Origin of the sequence: Streptomyces sp. UH6 (assembly GCF_013421635.1) — a bacterium.
Lineage (GTDB): Bacteria > Actinomycetota > Actinomycetes > Streptomycetales > Streptomycetaceae > Streptomyces > Streptomyces abyssomicinicus.
This window is the reverse complement of record NZ_JACADT010001322.1, coordinates 1-1231: the sequence shown is the minus strand read 5'-3', so window position 1 is coordinate 1231 and position 1231 is coordinate 1. Positions and strand designations below refer to the sequence as shown.

The window sequence follows — 1231 nt, the reverse complement described above, 5'->3', positions numbered from 1 at the left end:
AGCACGACGGCGAACGGCAGGGCGGCGCCGACGGCCAGGACGATCCAGTGCACGGTGGAGACGAAGGCGTCCCAGCCGCCCTGGAGGGCGTCGAGGATGCCGGGGTCGGGATCCTCCCGGTTCTCCTCGTCGAGGTGGTCCTCGTCGGTGAGGGTGAGGGTGACGGTCGCCAGCGAGGTCCGGTCCTCCAAGGACGCCTGCCGGGCCAGCAGCGACTCCAGCTCGGCCTCCCGCGAGGCGAGTTCGCCCTCCAGGGCGACGACGTCGGTGAGCTTGGTCGCCTCGTCCATCAGCTCGCGCAGCCGTTCCACGCCGGCCCGCTGGGACTTCACCCGGCTGTCCACGTCGACGACCTCGTCGGTGACGTCCTCCGCCTGGGCCGAGTGGTAGTAGACGCGGCCGGTGCCCTTGAGGTCCTTCAGGACCGCGTCGTACTTCTCCGACGGAACCCGCAGGACGACCTCGGTCTCGTCCGTGCGGTCGTAGTCGTAGGAGTGGGACTCCTCCTTGCCGACGTAGCCTCCCGCGCTCTCGGCGACACGGCGGGCCTCGGAGACCGCGTCGTCGACGTCCTTCACGCTGACCGAGAGCTGGGCGGTGCGGATGATGTGCGCGCTCTCCAGGGCGGCACCGGTCCGCCCCGGGTCGCCCTTCTCGGCCGCACCGTCGTCGGCCGCGCTCCCCGCCGCCCCCTCGGGAGCGGCGGCCTTCGCGTTGTCGCGGGAGACGGACTTGTCGTCGGCGGCGGAGCTGAGCTCGGCACTGCTGCCCGCCCCGCAGCCGGCGAGGGCGAGCGAGGCGGCGAGAAGCATCGCTGCCAGGGTTCTGCGGGCCATGTGGGTCCCCCCGGATCGTGTGGGTCGTGGGCGTGGCGCTCGGCCCCGCCCCTTCCCCTCTGTCTCTGTCTTCGCCTCTTCGACGGCGGAGAGGGCCGCCGCGTTTGGCCTCGCAGGTCGCGATGCGGTCACGGTCCGGTCTCCGAACGGCAGGCCGGGGGTCGGCGTCGTGCCGGACGGGCGGTTTGAGAGAGTGGGATCATGGCAACTGGGACCCACCACGGCACCGTCCGTTCCCCGCACGTCCTCGTGGTCGGAGCCGGTGTCGCCGGCCTGGCCGCCGCCCACCGGCTGCTGGAGAGGGGCGCCACGGTGACCGTGGCCGAGGCCTCGGACCGCGTCGGCGGCAAGCTGCTGCCGGGCGAGATCGCCGGCGTACGCGTGGACCTCGGCGC

The 1231-nt window shown here is 73.0% G+C and carries 2 protein-coding genes; one reads left to right on the top strand and one right to left on the bottom strand.

The window, feature by feature from the left end; translation table 11 throughout:
* A partial coding sequence (locus HW445_RS31600; protein ID WP_180224199.1) for a DUF4349 domain-containing protein occupies positions 1-836 on the bottom strand: 836 nt, incomplete at its 3' end.
* Positions 837-1037: 201 nt separating this feature from the next.
* Between HW445_RS31600 and HW445_RS31595 the strand changes: the two genes are divergently transcribed.
* A partial coding sequence (locus HW445_RS31595; protein ID WP_180224198.1) for an FAD-dependent oxidoreductase occupies positions 1038-1231 on the top strand: 194 nt, incomplete at its 3' end.